Here is a 19,748-nt window from a genome sequence, read left to right as displayed (position 1 = left end):
GTCAATCGCTCACCGGCCCCGCGCCTTCGTCACTGCTCGTTCTTCCTGCGGACGAACAGCAGGACCGCGCCGCCGAGGACCACGAGGCCGATGGCCGCGCCGCCGATCAGCGGGGTCGCGTCGGAGCTGCCGGTTTCGGCGAGGTTGGGGTTGGGCTCGGGGGAGGGCGTGACGACGGTGGCGGGGGCCGGTTCGCTGAGGGTGTGGGTGGTGTCGGACAGGGTGGCGCTCTGGGTGCGGCAGTCGAGGACGCCGGTGAAGCGCTGTTCGAAGCCGGCCGGGCCGCGGATGGTGAAGTCGTAGGCGCGGTCCTCGGGCAGCGGCACCGGTACCGTCCGGGTCTCGCCCGGCGCGATGGTGTACTCGGTGTCCAGCAGCTCGAAGGTGAAGGGCTCGTCGCCCTTGTTGAGCGCGGTGATGTCCAGGGTGCCCTCGGCGCAGTTCTTCTCTGCGGACAGGGCGGGTATCGCGCCGTCGGCGGCCCAGGTGGCGGTCGCCGTCGCCGCGACCGTCGACTCACTCGACCCGGCCAGGATCTGCGTCTGGCTCCGGCTCTCGGAGGCGAAGGCGCGGCCGACCGGCACGGTCGTCGAGGCCTGGACGGACAGCTGGGCGGTACCGGCCGCCGCGTCCTCGGGCACGTCGAAGAAGACCTGGGCGCCGTCGGTGACCTTGGTGACGGGCTCGCCCTTCTTGTCGACGATCCGTACCGCGCCCTCGCTCGTGGCGTCCACCGGTGGCGTCACCGTCGCGCCGCCCGCGTTGGTGTGGACCGTCACCGGGCCGAGCCGTTCGCCGGGGCGGCCCGAGACGGCCGGCGGGTCCAGGGCGAGGGACGCCGCGGGCTCGGCGAGGTCGCGGGCGTTCTCCTCCAGGTAGTCGGCGAGCCGCTCGGCCTGCGGATCGACGGCCTCGACGTCCGTGTCGTCCGAGTAGCGCCAGATGGCGACCTGGGTGCCGGCCGCCGCGTCCTCTTCGGTGAGCCCGCCGCGGAGACCCGCCTTCTTCGCGAGCGCGGCGAGGTCGTTGACCTGCGGGTAGCTGTTCTGCAGGATCCAGCGGACGCGGCCGGCGTCCTTGTTGGTGCCCAGCGACGTCCCGCTCCAGGGGGTCTCCTGGTACTTGGCGTCCTTCTGTGTCGGGTTCTGGATGTCGACGCAGTACGTCTGCAGCATGCCGCCGCCCTCGACGGACATCTCGAACAGACCGGCCGGCACCTGCTGGTCGCCGTCCTGACCGTGGATCACCGCGGCGCCGTGCGTCTTGAGGCCGCCTATGGTGGCCGTCGCCCCGCCCTGGCCCCGCGCCGCCCCGTCCTGGGCGGCGGCCGGAGCCGCACCGGTCACCACACCGGCGACCGCGAGCGCGGACGCCAGCGCTCCGGCGGCGAGACGCGCCGCCCCTCGACCGGGCAGAGACGGCGCAGCGTGCGAAGAAAACACCAAATTCCCCTTCGAGCAGGACCCGTTGGCGTGGGGGGAACGGTCCCACCAGCAGAATCAGCAGCCTCACAAGGCTCGTTCGGCATCCTAAGGACGTGAGGGACCGGGCTCGCCGGTGATCGTCGTCCCCGCGGTGATCCGAATCGGAATCGTTATCGCCGAGAGCGTTTTCGAACAGGGATTATCGACAAATCCATCCTGTCCGTCCCGCCCGGGTTCGCCTCATCCCACCGGGACGGGGTCCGGCCGCTGTTCGGGGACCGGCTCCCCCGGCGTGCCCCCGGCCGGGGCCTCCCAGTTGGGTTCCGGCTGGGGCGGGGAGGTCGACGCCTCCGTCCTGCCGGTGCGCCGGAACGCCGCCGTGCCGCGGGCGAGATCGTGGCCGATCGCCACCGCGTCGATGTCGGCCGAAGTCCGGCTCTGCCCCTCGCGCACATCGGTGCGCACCTTCAGCCTGCCCTGCACGACGACGGGGTCGCCCACCGCCAGTGACCCGGAGGCGTTGCTGGCGAGCTGCCGGTTGGCCCACACCGTGAAGAAGTTGGTGTGCCCGTCCGTCCAGGCGCTCTTCTCGCGGTCCCAGTAGCGCGCGGTGACCGCGAGCCGGAAGCGCACCGACGGTCCGTTCGCCAGGTCGCGGAAGACCGGTGTGGTGGCCACGTTCCCCACCGCGCAGATCATCGTCTCGTTCATCGCGAGTCCTCCCTCCCGCACGGGTCTGTCCCGTACGGCGGCCGGGGCGACCGCGTCCGTCGCGATCGCCGTGGAGGCCAGATTGCCCGCGCCCGGGCCGGTCCGCCGAGGGCTGTGGACCGGCCCGGCGCCTGTGGAGAACTCCGCCACCCGCACGGGTGGCGGCCGTCGAGCCACCCGGTGGCAGCCGCGGACGCGCGCCGCTACCTCGTCGCCGTCCCCATCCCTGCCCCTGCCCCTGCCCCTGTCCCTGCCCCCAGGCCCGCTCCCGTGACCCGCGCGTACTGTTCCCGCACCTCGCGGTACCGCAGCAGTTCCGCCGCGAGCGGATCCAGCACCCTGGCCCGGCCGCACCCCGCGGCCGCCTCCCGCAACAGGCGTTCCGCCTCATGGCCGTAGCGCCGGGCGGGGCCGCGGGCCGCCAGGCGGCAGCTCCATTCGATGAGGGGGCCGCCGACGATGCCGGCCACCATCAGCAGCACGGGCACGCCCAGGTTCGGCGGCACGAAGCCGATGATCTGGCCGAGCAGCCACAGGCCGCCCACCACCTGGAGCAGGGTCATGGTCGCCTGGGCGAGGACCGCCACCGGCCACCATCCGGGCCTCGGCGGACGCCCCGGCGGCAGCCCCGCGCGCACCGCCAGCTCGTCGAGGGCCTCGGGGAGCCCCTGGGCGCCGCGGACGGCCGCTTCGCGCATCGCCAGCGCCCACGGTGCCGGCAGTCCGGCCGACGCCCGGTCCGAGACCGTGCGCACCGCCTGTTCGACGCGCTGACGCGCCGTGGCCTCCTCGTCCGTCTGGGCGCGCGTCGACAGCCGTCCCGTGACGGGATCGCGCCGGTCGTGGTACCAGCGCCACAGCCGCAGCCAGGGTGTCCCGCAGGCCCGGTTGGCGTTGCGCAGCCAGGCGCGTTCGGCGGCCTCGCCCGCCGCGGTGGCGCCCACCGCGTCGGCCAGCCGGTCCGCGAACTCCTCGCGCGCCTCCTCGCTGAGCCCGGTGCGCCGCCCCGTGACGTACACGGGGCGCAGGTGCCGGGCGGCGGCGTCCACGTCGGCCGCGATACGGCGGGCCGGGGCCTGCCGCTCGGCGACGAACTGGCCGAGCGTCTCGCGCAGTTCACCGACGCCCTCCCCGGTGAGCGCGGACAGGGCGAGCACGGTCGCGCCGGGTTCGCCGTACTCGCCCAGCGCGATGCCGTCCTCGTCGAGCAGGCGCCGCAGGTCGTCGAGGACCTGCTCGGCGGCCTCCCCGGGCAGCCGGTCGACCTGGTTGAGGACGACGAGGGTGACCTCCGCGTGGCCGGCCATCGGCCGCAGATAGCGCTCGTGGAGTACGGCGTCGGCGTACTTCTCCGGGTCGACGACCCAGATGACGGCGTCGACCAGCGCCAGGATGCGGTCCACCTGTTCGCGGTGCTGCACGGCGGCCGAGTCGTGGTCGGGCAGGTCGATCAGGACCAGTCCGCGCAGCGGTGACTCGGAGTCCGGGTGCTGGAGCGGCCGGCGGCGCAGCCGGCCGGGGATGCCGAGCCGGTCGAGGAGGCTGGCCGCGCCGTCGCTCCAACTGCACGCGATGGGCGCGGCGGTGGTCGGCCGGCGGACACCGGTCTCGGAGATCGTCACCCCGGCGAGGGTGTTGAACAGCTGCGACTTGCCGCTGCCGGTCGCGCCGGCGATGGCGACGACGGTGTGCTGTCCGGAGAGCCTGCGCCGCGCGGCGGCCTCGTCCAGGACGCGGCCCGCCTCGGCCAGGGTCGCGCTGTCGAGCCGGGTCCGGGAGAGGCCCACCAGTTCGCGCAGCGCGTCCAGGCGCGACCTGAGGTTCCCGTCGTAGGCGAGCGGCATCAGGGCGGCCGAGGAGGCGGCGGGCCTGCTCGGCAGGACGGCGAACTGCTCGGCCCCGCCGTTCTCGTCCACCCGCCGTGCGATCAGCCCGTCGCCCCAGGCTTCCTCCCCGCCCCCGCCCCCGCCCCCGTCGCCGGAAGCGGCCGGACCGTTGGCCGAACCGTCGGCCGGGGCATCGGCGCGCTCCGCGCGTTCCGCGCGTTCAGCGCGGCGGTGCGCACCGGTGAGGTCGTCCGGCACGCGCGCGCGGGAGCCGTCGCCGGAGCGCTCGCTCCCGCGTTCCCGCCGACGCGTCCCGCGCCCGGCGTCCGCGACGTCCCCGGCATCCCCGGCGTCCGGGACATCCCCGGTGGCGCGCTCCCGGCCGACGCCCTTCCGCCCGGCGCGCTCACGGAGGACCGCCTTCTCGGCGAGGCTCTCCTCGTCCCGGCCGTCCCTACTGTCCCGACCGTCCCGGCTGTCTCGGTGCTCTCGGCGTTCCCGGTCATTCCGGTCGTCCCGGCGGCCCCGGCGGTCCCTTTCGTCCCGGCCGTCCCGGCCGTCCCCGGGGTCTCCGCGATCCCCCCGGTCCCGCTCGTCCCGGGTGTCCGAATCGCCGGTACGGTCCGGCCGCGCCGCCTCCTTCGTCGTGTGCTCGGTGGGGTCCTGGTCAGTGACGGCGGTCACCGGGTCACCTCTCCTTCTGCAGTACGGACAGCGCGGCGATGAGCTCTGCCTGCGGCTCGGGGTGCACTTCGAGACCGTCGAGCGGCGCCAGCCTGCGCTCGCGCTCGACGTGCATGACCCGGTCGACGTGTTCCTCGAGCAGCCGCCCGCCCCGGTCGCGCAGCCGCAGCGCGCCGTGGGCGCCGATCCGCTCGGCGAGCCGTTCCCCGGCGACGCGTGCCCGCCGCCCGCCCAGCAGCACGGTGGCGACCAGACCGGCCACCACCCCGGGGTCCGGGGCCAGGTTCCGGTCCAGCTCGCGCACCTCGTCCTCGGCGTACTCCTCCAGCTCGCGCCGCCAGCGCCGTACGGCCACCCCGATGCGTTGCTCGGCGCTCTCCGGCGCGGGGACGTGGTCCGCGAGTCCGGGGGCGCCCGCGGCCGGTTCGTGCCGCCAGGCCTCGTCGACGCTTTCGTCGGCGGCCGTGACGGCGCACAGCAGCAGGGCGCTCAGGCTCTCCACCAGCGAGTCGAGGAGCTCTTCCGGCGAGCAGTCGAGGGGGAAGGCCCGCCAGCGCTTGAGCGCGTCCCCGGCGAGCACGGCGCCCGCCTGCAACCGGCCCCGCACGCGCGCGTGCTCAGCGTCGTAGGCGCCGTCGACGGCGGCGGTGAGCCGCAGCGCGGCGGCGTACTGCGCGGCGGTGGCACCGGCCAGCTCGGGCATCCGGGACCTGAGCGAGTCCAGGATGCCGTGCGCCGTGCGGGCCATGGCGTGGTGCCGGGCCTCGAGTTCCTGGGCCCGGTGGACGAGCCAGGAGCGCAGCGGTGCCACGGCGCTGGCCGGCAGCAGGCCGCCGCCCCAGGCCGACTCGGGCAGTTCGGGGACCGTGAAGCGGGGGACGTCGCCGAGGCCGGCCTTGGTGAGCAGGGCCCCGTACTGCCGCGACACCTCGGACACCACCTGGTGGGGCACCCGGTCGAGCACGGTGACCAGGGTGGCGTCGTACTCCTTGGCGGTGCGCAGCAGGTGCCAGGGCACCGCGTCGGCGTACCGCGCGGCCGTGGTGACCATCACCCAGATGTCGGCGGCGCAGATCAGTTCGGCCGCCAGGACGCGGTTGTCGGCGACGAGGGAGTCGACGTCGGGCGCGTCCAGGAGGGCGATGCCGGGCGGCAGGGTGTCGGCGGTCTCGACCCGCAGCACGCGCGCGGGGTTCTCGCCGGGCAGCAGCAGGTCGTCGTCCGGGTCCCGGTGGGGCACCCACACGCGCGTGAGGTCGGGCAGCACCCGCATGCCGCTGAACCAGTGGTGGTCCTCCGGGTGGCAGACCAGGACCGGCGTACGGGTCGTTGGCCGCAGCACACCCGCCTCGCTGACCCGGCGTCCCACCAGGGAGTTCACCAGCGTCGACTTTCCGGCGCCGGTGGATCCGCCCACCACGGCCAGCAACGGCGCTTCGGGCTCCTTCAGGCGGGGCACCAGGTAGTCGTCGAGCTGGGCGAGCAGTTCGTCACGGTTGGCACGCGCGCGTGGGGCCCCCGCGAGGGGCAGCGGGAAGCGTGCGGCCGCGACACGGTCGCGCAGGGCGGAGAGTGCGTCGAGCAGCTGAGGCCGTACGTCCAAGGTCACCACATGTGAAGAATGCCCAATTTTGAGGGAATTCTGAAGCATATGAGCATGATGAGCATGTCTGCGCGCCGACCGGACACTCCGGACGGAAGGGACTACTGGGACGCGAGGACAGGCCAGGCATAACGAGTGGACAACACCCGATGCGCGAGGCGCCAAAAGCGATGCACGATTCGTAACTGCCTGCGATTATCGGGATCGCTTCACCGAACCTCCACATCGAGCCACGGAGGGGAAGCGTCCGGGACATGGAGCCGGGAGCCCTATCCTTGTCCCCGGCGAGGTCACGGACCGGCCCACACCCGGGCACGCACGACCGAGGCCACCACACCAGGCCCCCGTAGCTCAGTGGATAGAGCAGGCGCCTTCTAAGCGCTTGGCCGCAGGTTCGAGTCCTGCCGGGGGCGCCGGGACACCCCTCCCTCCAGGAGGGCACCTCCTCCGGCGCGGACTACGCCTCGCCCCGCCGGTGCGGGTCAGTCGGCCGCGAGGGCCGACGGGTCGTCACCCGCCCGCACGGGCCCTTCGTCGAGTACGCCGGTCTTGGCGATGAGGAAGGCCAACTGGGCGCGGCTGCGACTGCCGAAGGCCTCCGACGCCTTGCGCACATGGGTGGCCACGGTCCGCACGCTCATACCGAGCCGCCCGGCGATGGCCTCGTCCGTGTAGCCGTTCACCATCAGCTGCAGGACGGACCGGCGAGTCTCGTCGGCCAGCAGGGGCGGGCGGTGCGCCCCGGGGGAGTAGCGGAGCGGAGTGGCCCGCTCCCAGGCGTGCTCGAACATGCCGACGAGGTAGCGGATGAGACCCGGGTGCTCTATCGCCAGGGCGGTCTGGCTGCGCCGTTCACCAGGGTCGGGGACGAAGGCGATGCGCTGGTCGCAGACGATGATCCGGTCGAAGACCTCGTCCAGCGTACGGACTTCCGCCCCGGCGGCGGAGATCTGCTCGACGTAGAAGAGGGTGGGGTTGTGGGTGCGGATGGTGTGCTGGTAGATCGTGCGCTGCCGCACCCCGCGCCGGAGCGCCGGCAGGTCGCTGGCGAGGGCCTTGGCCAGGAGTTCCTGCGGTCGGCCGCCGCCGGGCTGGGCGGTGAGGAGTTCCTCCTGGCAGGAGTCCACGGCCGAGGCGAGGGTGGTGCTGATGACGTCCGCCCCGCTGATGACCCGCGCGGCCTGCACCCCGTCCTCGCGGTAGCTGTCGCGGTAGACCTGCTCGGCGCGGTGGATCGAGGCGTGGACCGCGTCGAGCGCGTGCTGCTGACGGCCGATGGCCGCCTCCAGGGGCCGCACGATGCCGCCGGCGGCCAGCCCCGGCGGAATGGCCACCACCCCGCCGTCGGGCGCCCGCCGCAGAAGACCCAGGCTCGTCAAGCACTCCGGGATTTCCTGATTTATTGAGCGTCCTTTCAAAATTCGCGCATAGAAGTGCAACCCCTTCTGGCAGATCTCAAGCACCTGAATATTGTTCGGTATGTCCAGTTTCACACACATCTGTACATCCTTCAGATTCCGGCAATGCATGATCATGCCACATTTTCCTCTTGGCACAAGGCCGGTGCGGGACAGAAGATCTTCAGCAGACATCACGGCAACTCGACCCGGCATTGATGGCGGGCGAAAACAGGGGGCAGCTGTATGTTCAAGACCGCGCCTTTACGCACGGCGATCGCCGCGTTCACCCTTTCCGCGTTCCTTTCTCTGGGAGCGTTCGCCGCATTTACTGACACAGCGCAGCACGAATCGCAGTTCGAGATCTCTGCCTTCACCGATTCGACGGACGACTCGCAGTGGGGATGACCATGCGCACCGAAGAGAACGAAGACGTGATCGTCGCACCCTCCCCCGCCGTGCAGGTGAGAGCCCGGGTGGAGGTTCCCATCGACGTCCCCGGCCTGGGACGCCGGGCGAGCACCATGGTCAGTTTCGACGGACTGCACGACGGTCGCGAGCACGTCGCGCTCCTTATGCCGGGCTGGGAAAGGAAGAGCGATCCACTGGTGCGTTTGCATTCCGAATGCCTCACCGGTGACGTCTTCGGATCTCAGCGCTGCGACTGCGGTCCACAACTTCACGAGGCACTCGCCATGTGCTCCCACGAAGGCGGCATCATCCTGTATCTGCGACAGGAGGGGCGCGGTATCGGGCTGTACAACAAGTTCGACGCCTACCTGCTGCAGGACGGGGGCCTGGACACCTTCGAAGCGAATGCAGTGCTCAATTTCAGCCATGATCTGCGGGACTACCGGGTGGCGGCCGAGATGCTGAGCGCTCTGGGCGTGCCCAGAATCCGTCTGCTGTCCAACAACCCGGAGAAGGGAAACCAGCTCCGTTCGCACGGCGTTGTCATATCGGACGTCGTCGCCACGGGGACCTTCGTCAATGAGAACAATCAGGCCTACCTGACGGCCAAGCGCGAACGAGCCGGTCATGCGCTCGAGGTCTGAGGGGCTCGGCCGCCCCGAGGAGCCGGCCGCGGTCGCCCCGCGGGAACTGGCCGCCATGCGCCGGGCGCTGGAGCTGGCCGGGGCCGAGGTGGGGTCGACCGGTTCGAATCCCGCGGTCGGCTGCGTACTGCTCGACGCGGAGGGCGCGACGGTCGCGACCGGTGTCCACCGGGGGCCGGGCACCCCGCACGCGGAGGTCGACGCGCTGCGGCGGGCTCGGGGGCGGCACCGCGGGACCACCGCCGTGGTCACCCTCGAACCCTGCGACCACCAGGGCCGCACCGGGCCCTGCTCCAGGGCCCTGATCGAGGCCGGGGTCCGCCGCGTCCTGTACGCGGTGGCGGACCCGAACCGGATCGCGGCCGGCGGCGCGAGACGGCTGGCCGACGCCGGGGTCGAGGTCGTCGGCGGGGTCCTCCGGGCCGAGGCCGAGGCCGTACTGGAGATGTGGCTCACCGCCGTACGCGTCGGACGCCCCTTCGTCACCTGGAAGTTCGCCGCGACCCTGGACGGCCGCAGCGCCGCCGCCGACGGCTCCGCCCGCTGGATCAGCTCGGCCGAGTCCCGGGCGGACGCCCACGAACTGCGCGCCCGGCACGACGCGGTCCTCGTCGGCTCGGGCACCTGGCGGTCCGACGATCCCCGGCTCGACCTGCGTCACGACGTCGTGGGGCACCCTCCCCTGCGGATCGCGCTGGACGCCCGCGGTGAGCTGCCGCCGGACTCCCGGCTGCTGGACGGCGCGGCCCCGACGCTCGTGGTGACCGATCCGGCCACCGGAACCGCCGACCCCGGCGAAGGCGAAGGCGAAGACGAAAGCAACAGCAACAGCAACAACACCGACGTGTTGCGTCTGAAGACCGACGCGCGCGGGCACTTCCCGCCCCCCGACCTGCTCGCCGCGCTGGACGGCCGGGGGGTGCGGTCCGTGCTGGTCGAAGGCGGCCCCGCACTCGCCGCCTCCTTCGTCCGCGCCGGGCTCGTCGACCGCGTCGTCGCCTATGTCGCGCCCCTCCTCCTGGGTTCCGAGGGAGTCAGCGCCACCGGACCGCTCGGGATCGGGTCGATCCGCGAGGCGCACCGGTTCCGCATCACCTCGGTGGACCGGATCGGACCCGACCTGCGGATCGAACTGCGGCCTCCCGTCAGGACCGGAGGGACACGGTGACCGGATTTCTCCTCCCCAACGCCCGTCTCACACCCCGGGAACACCCAGGGGCCGCCACGTCGGCGCTCCCCCCGGTCACGGTCCTCGTCCCCTTCTACCGGGAGACCGCCGCGATCCTGCGACGCTCCGCCGACATGCTCCGGTCCCTGGACTATCCGCACGACAGGCTGACCGTGTGCTGGCTCGTCGACGCCCGGTACCCCGAGGACGTGGCGGCCGCCGAGAACGTCGCCGCGTCGGCGCGGGCGGACTTCGGCGGCGGGCTGCGGGTCGTGCCGGTGCCCTCGATGACACCGAAGGCCAAGGCCCTGAACCACGCGCTGCGTTCGGTCGACGACCCGTTCGTCGCCCTGTACGACGCGGACACCGTCCCGGACCCGCGCCAGCTGCGGCAGGCCGTGGCCGCGCTCGACGCCCGCGGCCTGGACGTCGTCGACGCCATCGAGCTGCCCGAGGCGGGCGGTGACCTGGTCAACCGGATCACGCTCGCCCAGTCGGCGGCGTTCTTCGGCGCCATGGAGTACGTCAATCGCCGGACCGGCATGCACATGCTCCTCGGCAGTTCGGTCTACTTCCGCCGTACGGCCCTGAGCGAGGTCGGGCCGCTCAGCGAGGACGGCGTGGAGGAGCTGTACGAGTGGGCGGTGCGGGCCGCCGCCGCCGGAGTGCGCATGGGACGCATCGTCTCCTTCTCGTACGGGACCCGCACCTCGGTGGTCGGGCCCGCGCTGCGGCAGCGCACCCGGTGGATCCGCGGCCAACTGGACATCGGGGTCCGCTTCCTGCGCGGGAAGCCACTGCCGGCCCGGCCGCGGACCGCCGTGGCGCTGATGACCCTCAGCCTGCTCGGCCAGCTCGGCGTGCTGCCGGTGACGGCCGCGGCCGTGCGCTACCGCGCGCTGCGCCTGCCCGCCGCCGCACTGCTCCTCGGCGAGGCACTGCGCGTCCGCAGCGTCTCGCGCGACCCGGTGTGGGAGGTGCTGCGGATCGGCTCGGGCTGGGCCCTGCTGCTGCCGTTCGAACTCCTGGAGTCGACGTCGGCCTGGCGCGCGGTCTGGGAGCTGGCGACCGGCCGCGACACCTGGCACAAGGTACGGCCCGAGACCGGGGAGCGCACGACGTGATCAGTCTGGGCCTGCCCCGCATCCCGCAGCGCGGCCGCATCTTCTCCTCCGTGTTCATCGACACCTTCGGCTGGGGTCTGTTCGCCCCGCTGGCGTTCCTCTACTTCTCGTACAACACCGGGCTGTCCTTCTCGGCCATCGGTTCGGCGGTCAGCGCGGGCACACTCGCCGCCCTGCCGACGGCGCTGCTGGCCGGCTGGCTGGTCGACCGGTTCTCCCCGAAGGCCGTGCTGGTCTCCAGCAACCTGGTCACGGCGCTGGGCTACGGCCTCTACCCGTTCGCCTCCGAGTGGACGCTGATCGCGGTGGCCACGTTCCTGGTCATGACCGGTGACCGCCTGTACTGGGCGAGTTGGCCGGTGATCGTGGTGGATCTGGCCTCGGGCCGCAAGCTGGACGCCACCTATGCCGCGGTCGGGACCATCAAGAACTTCACCGTGGCCACCGGGGCCCTGGCCAGCTCCGGACTGACCGTCGTCTTCGGCCACGGGGCGGCCGACCTGGTGCTGGCCCTGAACGTGGTCACGTCACTCGTGGCCGCGGTGCTGCTGGCCGGAGTCCGGATCCCGGCGACCCGGCCGGGCCCGGAGCCCGGGGCCACGGAGGAGGACCCCGGCCGGCCGGCCCCCGGCTGGCGGGACGCCTTCACGGATCACGCGTTCACCGGGTTCTGCTTCTTCTTCATGCTCCTCACCTTCGCCTGGGCCCTGCCCTCGACGATCCTGCCCGCCTACGCCGTGGAGATCATGGAGCTGCCCGACTGGACACCGGCCCTCTTCCTCGGGATCAACAGCGTCGCCATCATGCTGGCGCAGATGCCGGTGACGGCGAGGGTGTCCCACGTTCCGCGGCAGCGGCTGATCGTGCGCTCCGGGCTGATCTTCGTCGTGGTCTTCACCGGCCTCTACCTGGTGACCAAGGTGCCGGCCACCACGGCGATCGTGGTGCTCGTCCCCGTGATGCTGACCTTCACGCTGGGCGAGATGATCAGCCTGCCCGCGGCCAACGCCCTGGTGGCGAGCAGCGCTCCGGCGGCGATCCGCGGCCGTTACATGTCGCTCTTCCAGCTCTCCTGGGCGATCTCCGGCCTCTTCATCCCGCTGCTCGCCGGGTTCGTGCTGGACCGCGGGGCGCTGTGGGTGTGCGCCGCGTTCGGTGGGATCGCCCTGCTCGCGGCGATCGGCATCCAGGCCACCGCGTACCGGATCGCGCCCGCCGACCGGCCCGGCCCCACTCCCCGGGGAGCGCAGACCGGTGCTCCCCCGCCGGGCCACCCGAGTGACGAAGCGGCCTCCCTCGACCTGGGGCCGGGCGAGAGCACCCGCCCCGTGTCCACCAAGGATGTGACATGACGCAGACCTCGGCCGGTGCCCACGGCCTCCCCCCCGCTCCCGCCCGCACCGCCCCCGCCTCCCCGGCATCAGGGTCATGGCCCACCCCCGGCGACGGGACCAGGCGGAGGCCCTGCTCGCCCGACTGCACGGCGACGACCGTGCCCTCGTCCTCGACCCGGACCCGGAGGGGCCGCCGGGCCCCCTGCGCACCGCGGCCGCCGCGTGGGCCGGCCCGTACGGCGAGGCACGTCACCGACTCGTGCTCCAGGACGACGTCGTACCCGCCGAGAACTTCCTGGACCTGGTCGCGGAGGCCGTCCGCAGCCGCCCGGACGATCCGATCGCCTTCTACAGCAACTGGAACCACTGGAACGGCTCCGCCGTACGGCTCGCCGCGCTCAGTGGCGCCGGCTGGGCCCGGGCCATCCCGGACGAGTACGCGCCCTCGCTGGCCGTGGTCCTCCCCCGCGCCCTGGCCGCCGACTTCGCCGACCACGCACGGCGGCTGCTCGCGCACGGCACGCCCCCGGACGACGAGGCCCTGAGCGCGTTCCTGCGGGAACGCGGCCGAGCACTCTTCATCGCCGTCCCCAACCTGGTGGAGCACCGGGGCGGTGACAGCCTCGTGGGCAACGACGTGCAGGGGCCCCGGTTCTCGCCGTGCTTCGCGGACGACGCGGCCGGGGGCCACCGGGGTTCTTCCACCCTCGGAGCGCTGGACTTCTACCCCCACTTCTTCAAGGGGCACGTCTACGGAATCGTCCCGACGGGCCCCGGCGGCCGCTACACCAAGGCCTACTGGGACGAGGCCGTCCAACGGACGGGCGTCGATCCGGTCCTGGTCCGGGAGGCGGCCCGGCGCGAACCGACGCCGGCGGCGCTGCTGCGCGACCTCGCGGGCGCCGGGCTGCACATCCACCACGCGACCGCGGCGTGGACGGCGGCCGTCCTGTACGGCATCACCCTGGAACGCCTTCCCGCCCCCACGGACGCCGGATCCCGGGGCCCGGACCCCGCGGTCCGCGCGCGGGCCGTCGAGACCATCCCGCTGGGCGGTCTGGCCCAGGTCGTGGGACTTCCCCTGCTGCACCGGGTCACGGAGCCGCTGCGCAGGCTGACCGAGGAGGGCCTGCGCGCGGGAGCGGAACTGGCCACTGCCACGCGCGACTGACCCGGCGGCACGCCCTGCCCCCTCCCCCTCTCTTCCCCCCTCTCTGCTCTCTCTGCTCTCTGTTCCTTCCAACTGCTCTGTCAGGAGTTCGAGAAGACCATGCGGACAGTCGACGTGTTCCACCCGCAGGCCGCGAGCAACAGCGCGGCCGTCCACGCCTCTCCCCAGACCACCGTGGCGTTCAGCCCCGACGGCACCCACTACGCCAGCGCGGGGTACGACGGCCGGGTGGTCCTGTGGGACCGCTCCGGTACGTCCCCCCGCTGGGTGGGCCGTCACTCACGGCTGGTCAACGGGGTGCGGTTCTCCCCCTCGGGCCGGCTCCTCGCCAGCGGGTCGGCCGACAAGACCTGCCGTGTCTGGGAGGTGTCCACGGGCCGTCAGGTCCAGCTGCTCGCCCGGCAGCCCGACGACCTCAACGCACTGGCCTGGCTGGACGAGAACCGCCTGGTCACCGTCTCGCAGGACGGTACGGGCCGGATCTGGGACATCCGTACCGGTGTGCTCCAGGAGGGGGTCATCTTCCACGCCGACCACTGCATGTCGGTCGACGCCGCGCCCACGGGTGTCCTGGCCAGCTGCGGCGAGGACGCCACCATCCGCCTCTGGGACACCGACGGCTCCCTGCTGCGCGACCTGCCCCAGGCCGGTCACGCGGAGATGTGCCGCTGGTCCCCCGACGGAACCCTGCTCGCCGCCAGCTGCGACGACGGCTTCGTGCACATCGTGCGCACCGACGGCGAGCTGGTCACCAAGGTCGGCCCGTACACCGCCGCCGTGAAGTCGGTCGCCTGGTCCCAGGACGGCTCACGGATCGTCATCGGCGCCTACGACAGCACGATCACCCTCTGGGACATCGCCGACTGCCGCCCGCTGGTGCGCTGGTACGGCGCGCACCTGTGGCCCCGCGCGGTGGACTGGTCCGCGGACGGCAGGACCGTGGTCGCGGGCACCTTCTCGGCCCGGCCCGCCGTGATCGACGTGCCCGAGATCCCCGCGGACGCCCTGCCCGACGAGGTGCGGGAGATCACGCTGGAGGCGTCGGTGCCCACGCACGGCGTCAATCACGTCTCGGCCGCCGGCGAGGTGCTGGCGGCGGGCGGCGACAACGGCACGATCCGGGTCTGGGGCCACCGCGGCGCCACCGCGACCGAGGTACCGGTCGGCAACGGCAGTCTGGTCAACACGGTCGCCGTCTCGGCCGAGCTGCCGGGGCTCGTCGCCTACGGATCGTTCTCCGGGCGGGTGGGCGTGGCCGACGCCGTGACCGGACGCGACGTCGCCGCCGTGCAGCGCGAGCACCCCGTGAACCGGGCCGCGTGGTCGCCGGACGGGAAGCGGCTGGCGGTCGCCGACTACGAGGGCGGGCTCGACCTGTACGCCTGGACGGGGCGCGAACTGGTCCCCGGGGTGCACTACGCGGGCCACGACGGCGCCATCAAGGACGTTTCCTGGGTGGACGCGGACCGGCTGGTCACCTACTCGACCGACCGCCGGGCCCACCTCATCACCACCGAGGGCACGCTGATCCGCTCCTTCGGCGGCCACGGCGAGCTGATCAACGGCGGGTCCGTGACCACCGTGGCGGGCAGGGCGCTGCTCGCCACGGTCTCCCGCGACCGCACCAGCCGCATCTACGACCTGGAGACCGGGGAACTGCTCCAGGTGCTGGTCGGCCATGACGAGTCGGCCAAGTGCGCGGCCTGGCACCCGGGCGGCGAGCCCCTGCTCGTCACGGGCTCCTACGACTTCACCGGCCGGCTGTGGGTCCTCGACCCGAAGACGCTGGCCCCGCTCCACCAGCACGTGCTGGAGGGACACGGCAGCGCGGTGAGCGCGGTCTGCTGGCTCGGCGACGACGCGGTCACCGCCTCCTGGGACAGCAAGGTGTTCACCTGGACGCCGGACGCCGACCCCGCCCGGCCGCCGGCCCAGGCCGAGCCCGCCACGGACTGGCGGGTCGGGGAGGGTTCCCGATGACCTCCCTGAGCCCTTCCCTGAGCCTGCCGGTCGGCGCCCCCGCGTCGCTCGCCCTGTTCGAGGCCGAGACGGCGGTGGTACGGCGGGCCGCGGAGCGCGTGTGCCGGGCCGCCGGTGGCGGCCTCGACGACCCGGAGACGACCGCCGCGGCCCGCGAGGGCTGGGAGGAGCTGCCGGTCCGCCTTCGAGCGGCCGTCCGTGCCTTCCGCCGGAACTCGGGCGAGTGCGGGGTGATGCTGGTCACCGGCCTTCCGGTGGACGAGGCGCTGCTTCCGCCCACCCCGACGGCGGACGGCTCCGTCCGCCGGGAGGCGACGGTGCCTGCCGCCACCCTGCTGATGACCGCGGCCGGTGGTCTGGGCGACCCGGCCGCCTACGCCCCGGAGAAGTCCGGCGCGCTGGTGCAGGACGTGGTGCCGGTGCCGGGCAAGGAGGACTTCGAGGGCAACGCGGGCTCCACTCTGCTCTCCTTCCACGTGGAGAACGCCTTCCACGTGCACCGCCCGGACTTCGTGATGCTGCTGTGCCTGCGCGCCGACCACGACGGAGCGGCGGGACTGCGCACCGGTTCGATACGCCAGGCGCTCCCCGTGCTGTCGGAGCGGACCCGGGAGGCGCTGTTCCGCCCGGAGTTCAGCACCCAGCCGCCGCCCTCCTTCGGGACGGCCGCCGGGACCACGCCGCCACGCCCGGTGCTGACCGGCGACCCGGAGGACCCGGACCTGCGGGTGGACTTCTCCGCCACCACTGCCGTGACGCCCGGGGCGCGCCGGGCCCTGGTCGAGTTGGAGGCGGCCGTCGACGCCGCGTCCCACACGGTGCGCCTGACGCCGGGAGACCTCGCCATCGTGGACAACCGGGTGACCACGCACGGCAGGACGGCCTTCCGGCCGCGCTACGACGGGGGCGACCGCTGGCTGCTGCGCACCTTCGCGGTGGCCGACCTGCGACGCTCGCGTGACCATCGCCCCGGCGACGGTCACGTGCTGAGTCACTGAGCACCGCCGTCGACCGGGAGCCGAGGGCATGTCACCACCCTTGATCACGGGGCTGCACATCAACGCCGTAGCTCTCGGGGACTCCTGCCGGATCTGCGCGATCTGGCGAGTGAGCAGGCCGGCCGGCCCGCGGCCGGCCTGCGAGCCCGTCGTCGCGCTCCTGCTGCCCCGTCGTGGCACGGAGCAGGACTGGGCCGCCGAGACCGCCCTGCGCGCGCTCGGGGAACAGCGGTTGGGCGACGGCCCGGTCTGCGTCGACCTGGCCACCACGGTGGACGGCATCGCCGTGGACACCCTGCGGCCGGGTCTGTGCGAGCCGGGCCTGCTGGAGGCGTCCCGCGCGGCGCTGGGCGAAGGGCACCAGGAGTGGGCCGAGTTGGCGCGCGGGAATCCGTCGGCCTTCCACGCCGCGGCGTCCGACGGCTATGTGCTGCTGCGCCATGCCGCGGTGGTGACCGAATGCGACCCGTCCGGTCCGGGCGGCCGCGTCCCCGTCGTCCACGCGCGGGAGCACCGGGTCCTGCGGGCCTACGGGGCGGCGCTCCTCGCCCACGCGGGGGCGGGGTCCTAGTGCCGAAGTCCCGGTCCGTCTCCGTCCGCGGCCGGGTCCGCCCCCGGCGGACAGGCGCGATCATGGTGGTCGCACTGGACAGGTGAACCGTCGGACGGTTGGACGGGCCGAGGAGGAGCGATGCGGATCGAACCGGTGGACTGGGTGGAGATCCCGGCTGGGGTGGTGCGCCGGGGCACCCCGACGGACGACATTCCGCTGGTGGCCGAGCGTTACGCCGACACCGGGGTACCGGTCGAGTGGTACCTCAAGGAGGCGCCGAGCACGGAGATCCGCCTTCCGGCCTTCCGGCTCGCCCGTACCCCGGTCACGGTCGGCCAGTGGTCCGTCTTCGCCGCGGCCACCGGCCGGCCGGTGCCAACGGCTCCGCACGACCATCCGGTCACCGGCGTGAGCTGGGAGGCGGCGTCGGCCTACTGCCGGTGGCTCGGCGAGCGGAGCGGCGATCCGGGCATCAGGCTCCCCACCGAGGACGAGTGGGAGCGCGCGGCCCGCGGCGACGACGGCCGGGAGTTCCCGTGGGGCGACGAGTACCGCACCGGCCTGGCCAACCTGGTGGACCTCGGTATCGGCACGACCACCCCGGTCGGCTCGTTCCCGGACGGGGCCGGCCCGTTCGGGGTGCTGGACATGGCGGGCAACGTGGACGAGTGGACCTCCACGCTGTACGCCCCGTACCCCGGCGCCCCCGCCGGCGTACCCCTGGTCGAGGACTGGGCCTTCGACCCCCACATCACCCGCGGTGGCGCCTTCCGGCACGACCGCGACCTGGCCAGGTGCGCCCGCCGGCACAGCGCGTACGAGGCGGACCTGGCGGCGATCGGCGTCGGGCTGCGCCTGGCGGCACCGGCCACCGGGACCGCCTCGGCCTCCGACTCCGCCTGAGGCCTCGGTAGACTCGGCGGCCGCCACTGCCCCTTCGGCGAGAGGGACCACCCACCGTGCGACTGCGCTGCGCCGTACTCGACGACTACCAGGGGGTGGCGACCGAGGCGGCCGACTGGTCGCCGGTCGCCGACCGGGTGGAGGTCGTGTCCCACGGCACCCACTTCCCGGACGAGGACGCCCTCGCCGCGGCGCTCGCGGACGCCGACATCGTGGTCACGCTGCGCGAACGCGTGCCGTTCCCCGGCTCGTTGATCGCGCGGCTGCCCCGGCTGAAGCTGCTGGTCGCCTCCGGCATGCGCAACAGCGTGATCGACTACGCCGCCGCCGACGCGCACGGCGTCACCGTCTGCGGTACGGCCTCCTCCTCGACCCCGCCCGTCGAGCTGACCTGGGCCCTGCTGCTCGGCCTCGCCCGCGGCATCGTCCAGGAGGCCAACGGACTGCGCGAGAGCGGCCCCTGGCAGCGGACGGTGGGCGCCGACCTGCACGGCCGCCGGCTCGGACTGCTGGGCCTGGGCAAGATCGGCGGGCGGGTGGCCCAGGTCGGCCTGGCCTTCGGCATGCGGGTGAGCGCCTGGAGCCAGAACCTGACCCGGGAACGCACCGACGAGGTCGGTGTGGAACTGGCCTCCTCCAAGGAAGAGCTCCTGCGGACCGCCGACTTCGTCTCCGTCCACCTGGCGCTGGGCGAGCGCACCCGCGGCCTGCTCGGCCCCGCCGAACTGGCCCTGCTCAAGCCGACCGCCTACCTGGTCAACACCTCGCGCGCGGCGATCGTCGACCAGGAGGCGCTGCTCGCCGCGCTGCACGAGGGCCGCATCGCGGGTGCGGGCGTGGACGTCTTCGACACCGAGCCGCTGCCCGCCGGCCACCCGATGCGCACGGCCCCGCGGCTGCTGGCGACACCCCACCTGGGCTATGTCTCGCGCGCCAACTACGCCACGTACTACGGCCAGGCCGTCGAGGCGATCGGGGCCTACCTCGCGGGCTCCCCCGTCCGGCGGCTGCCCGTCGAGGCACCGCCGCCGGCGTCGAGCCGGCCGTAGTCGGACTCAGCCGGTGCCGGTCCGGGCGGAGTCCGCCGGGCGCGCGTAGACGCCGTCGCTCCGCCGCAGGTGGCCGAAGTCCACCAGGTGGCGCCGGAGCGTCACATGGTCGACCTCGCCGTCCTCGCACCACGCGCGCAGCTTCTCGTCGACGGTGCGCTCCGGGTACTCCACGCCGGGTGCGAAGGTCTGCTCGGCGATGTGCCGCAGCACCACCTTCTTGCGCGTCCAGCGGGCGGGCAGACGCACCAGGCGGCCGTTCCTGACGAAGGTCCGCACGATCATGTCGCCCGGTCCGTCGCCGCCCGCCGCGGCGGCGTCCCGGGGCGCCCGCGGCTCCGTACGGCCGACGCGGGCCAGCTCCCTGAAACGGCCGTGGGCGACGACGAGTCCGCCGTCGTCCCCGGACGTCACCACGCCCTGCTCCCGCAGTCGGCGCAGCGCGCCGGCCGTCTCCTTCGCGGAGAGGCCGGCCGCCCCGGCCACCTGAGCGGCGTCGCCCGCGCCCAGCGCCACTGCCGCGAAGGCCTGCACCCGGCTCTCCTCGGCGAACAGAGCGGGCAGTGCCGCCAGCGCGGACGGCGCGGACGACATGGACGAAGACTGCGAGGTTTCGGGGATTTCGGAGGTCTCGGAGGACCCGGAGGCCTCGATGGACGAGTCGGCTCGGTCGTTCGGCATGCCGGGAGGCTAGTGGACACACCGGTGCGCACGGGAACGGTTTTCCGCCGGACGCCGCCGCTCCGGTCCACCCGTGGGCCACGCGTT

Annotated in this window: 17 protein-coding genes and 1 tRNA gene; 12 read left to right on the top strand and 6 right to left on the bottom strand. The window is 73.3% G+C overall.

The window, feature by feature from the left end:
* Positions 1-29: 29 nt before the first annotated feature.
* The 4 genes from Sru02f_RS05340 to Sru02f_RS05325 all read right to left on the bottom strand — a co-directional run bounded on the left by Sru02f_RS05340 (position 30) and on the right by Sru02f_RS05325 (position 6,257).
* Positions 30-1,442 (bottom strand): Cys-Gln thioester bond-forming surface protein, encoded by a 1,413-nt coding sequence (locus Sru02f_RS05340; RefSeq protein ID WP_109032873.1) that lies wholly within the window; start codon positions 1,440-1,442, stop codon positions 30-32.
* Positions 1,443-1,664: 222 nt separating this feature from the next.
* Complete coding sequence (locus Sru02f_RS05335; protein WP_109033093.1) at positions 1,665-2,135, bottom strand: single-stranded DNA-binding protein; 471 nt, start codon at positions 2,133-2,135, stop codon at positions 1,665-1,667.
* 203 nt (positions 2,136-2,338) lie between these two features.
* Positions 2,339-4,645, bottom strand: coding sequence for a YfjP family GTPase (locus Sru02f_RS05330; RefSeq protein WP_373103392.1), 2,307 nt, complete (start codon positions 4,643-4,645; stop codon positions 2,339-2,341).
* A 4-nt stretch (positions 4,646-4,649) separates the two neighbouring features.
* The gene (locus tag Sru02f_RS05325) at positions 4,650-6,257 is read right to left on the bottom strand and encodes a dynamin family protein (RefSeq protein WP_109032871.1); all 1,608 of its coding nucleotides are present in this window, start codon (positions 6,255-6,257) and stop codon (positions 4,650-4,652) included.
* A gap of 331 nt (positions 6,258-6,588) precedes the next feature.
* On the opposite strand from Sru02f_RS05325, the gene Sru02f_RS05320 reads away from it, so the two are divergent.
* Positions 6,589-6,661, top strand: a tRNA-Arg gene (locus Sru02f_RS05320).
* A gap of 69 nt (positions 6,662-6,730) precedes the next feature.
* Here the strand turns inward: Sru02f_RS05320 and Sru02f_RS05315 are convergent.
* A complete protein-coding gene (locus Sru02f_RS05315) occupies positions 6,731-7,627 on the bottom strand; it encodes a helix-turn-helix domain-containing protein (RefSeq protein ID WP_239106631.1) in 897 nt (298 codons plus the stop codon).
* A 264-nt stretch (positions 7,628-7,891) separates the two neighbouring features.
* Here Sru02f_RS05315 and Sru02f_RS05310 point away from each other — a divergent pair, with 264 nt between their 5' ends.
* From Sru02f_RS05310 to Sru02f_RS05260, 11 genes are all read left to right on the top strand, one after another.
* Positions 7,892-8,053: a hypothetical protein gene (locus tag Sru02f_RS05310; protein WP_159107550.1), complete on the top strand. Its 162-nt coding sequence runs from the start codon at positions 7,892-7,894 to the stop codon at positions 8,051-8,053.
* A gap of 2 nt (positions 8,054-8,055) precedes the next feature.
* Positions 8,056-8,700, top strand: coding sequence for a GTP cyclohydrolase II (locus Sru02f_RS05305; protein ID WP_109033091.1), 645 nt, complete (start codon positions 8,056-8,058; stop codon positions 8,698-8,700).
* Positions 8,701-8,755: 55 nt separating this feature from the next.
* The gene (gene ribD / locus Sru02f_RS05300; protein WP_109033090.1) at positions 8,756-9,868 is read left to right on the top strand and encodes a bifunctional diaminohydroxyphosphoribosylaminopyrimidine deaminase/5-amino-6-(5-phosphoribosylamino)uracil reductase RibD; all 1,113 of its coding nucleotides are present in this window, start codon (positions 8,756-8,758) and stop codon (positions 9,866-9,868) included.
* Positions 9,865-10,992: a glycosyltransferase gene (locus Sru02f_RS05295; protein WP_109032870.1), complete on the top strand. Its 1,128-nt coding sequence runs from the start codon at positions 9,865-9,867 to the stop codon at positions 10,990-10,992. Before ribD ends, Sru02f_RS05295 begins: the two co-directional genes overlap by 4 nt.
* Complete coding sequence (locus Sru02f_RS05290; RefSeq protein ID WP_109032869.1) at positions 10,989-12,344, top strand: MDR family MFS transporter; 1,356 nt, start codon at positions 10,989-10,991, stop codon at positions 12,342-12,344. The genes Sru02f_RS05295 and Sru02f_RS05290 overlap by 4 nt, the downstream gene beginning before the upstream one ends.
* 76 nt (positions 12,345-12,420) lie before the next feature.
* On the top strand, positions 12,421-13,497 hold the full coding sequence (locus Sru02f_RS05285; protein WP_373103390.1) for a hypothetical protein: 1,077 nt from the start codon (positions 12,421-12,423) through the stop codon (positions 13,495-13,497).
* 99 nt (positions 13,498-13,596) lie between these two features.
* Positions 13,597-15,477, top strand: a complete 1,881-nt coding sequence (locus Sru02f_RS05280; protein WP_109032867.1) for a WD40 repeat domain-containing protein — start codon at positions 13,597-13,599, stop codon at positions 15,475-15,477.
* The gene (locus tag Sru02f_RS05275) at positions 15,474-16,475 is read left to right on the top strand and encodes a clavaminate synthase family protein (RefSeq protein WP_109032866.1); all 1,002 of its coding nucleotides are present in this window, start codon (positions 15,474-15,476) and stop codon (positions 16,473-16,475) included. The genes Sru02f_RS05280 and Sru02f_RS05275 overlap by 4 nt, the downstream gene beginning before the upstream one ends.
* 28 nt (positions 16,476-16,503) lie before the next feature.
* Positions 16,504-17,046, top strand: a complete 543-nt coding sequence (locus tag Sru02f_RS05270) for a hypothetical protein (protein ID WP_109032865.1) — start codon at positions 16,504-16,506, stop codon at positions 17,044-17,046.
* A gap of 120 nt (positions 17,047-17,166) precedes the next feature.
* Positions 17,167-17,931 carry a formylglycine-generating enzyme family protein gene (locus tag Sru02f_RS05265; RefSeq protein ID WP_109032864.1) on the top strand — a complete coding sequence of 255 codons (765 nt, stop codon included), beginning with the start codon at positions 17,167-17,169 and terminating at the stop codon, positions 17,929-17,931.
* 56 nt (positions 17,932-17,987) lie between these two features.
* Positions 17,988-18,980, top strand: a complete 993-nt coding sequence (locus tag Sru02f_RS05260; protein WP_109032863.1) for a D-2-hydroxyacid dehydrogenase family protein — start codon at positions 17,988-17,990, stop codon at positions 18,978-18,980.
* A 6-nt stretch (positions 18,981-18,986) separates the two neighbouring features.
* On the opposite strand, the gene Sru02f_RS05255 is transcribed toward Sru02f_RS05260, so the two are convergent.
* Positions 18,987-19,574, bottom strand: a complete 588-nt coding sequence (locus Sru02f_RS05255) for a DUF2087 domain-containing protein (RefSeq protein ID WP_109032862.1) — start codon at positions 19,572-19,574, stop codon at positions 18,987-18,989.
* Positions 19,575-19,748: the final 174 nt, after the last annotated feature.

The organism is Streptomyces rubrogriseus (assembly GCF_027947575.1).
Taxonomy (GTDB): Bacteria; Actinomycetota; Actinomycetes; order Streptomycetales; family Streptomycetaceae; genus Streptomyces; species Streptomyces rubrogriseus.
Note: the sequence above shows the minus strand (reverse complement) of the source record. Positions and strands in the feature narration are given on the sequence as shown.